The sequence below is a fragment of the Nocardiopsis nanhaiensis genome (assembly GCF_054778635.1).
Genome location: NZ_BAAGZJ010000209.1, coordinates 1 through 579, shown reverse-complemented (window position 1 = coordinate 579; position 579 = coordinate 1). Strand labels below are relative to the sequence as shown.

Annotated in this window: 1 pseudogene; it reads left to right on the top strand. The window is 69.1% G+C overall.

Annotated elements, in window-relative coordinates:
• Positions 1-579, top strand: a pseudogene (locus tag ACYVD1_RS34820) (HNH endonuclease signature motif containing protein); the annotation flags it as partial.

Below are 579 nucleotides of genomic sequence, written 5' to 3'. Positions count from 1 at the left end.
GTTGAGGCCAACGGGCGCGCCGAGCTGGCGCGGCGGTTGTTCGCCCAGGAGTTGCCCGCCACCCGCCAGGGCCTGGACTCCGGGTTGTTGTCCATCGGGGAGGCGGTGGCGGTGTGCAAGGCCGCTGATAAGGCGGTGGGGGCGCGCAACACTAAGGACTGCCCGGATGCTGGCCTCTTCCGGCGGATGGTGGAGGCCGGGATCTTGGCTTCCAAGGCCAAGGAGCCGTCGATGTCGACCTCCGACATTCACCGGCTGGGCCGGGAGCTGCTGGCCCAGTACAACCCGGCGGTGGTGGAGGAGCAGTACCAGGCCGCCTTCGACGCCCGTGGTGCACGCCTGGTGCGGACCTTCGATGGCACTCACCTGTTCGAGGCCTGGGGTCCGGGTGAGCACGCCGAGGAGCTCCAGTGTGTGCTCAAGGCCCACGAGGTGGCCTATGACCCTGAGAAGCTGCACGTGTCGGCTTCGGAGCGGATGTATGACGCGTTCATGAACCTGGTCCGGTCCGCGACCAACCCCACCGGCCCCACCGACTCCAGCGAGGGCGCTGAGGGTGCCCGGGGCGGGGACGGCAAG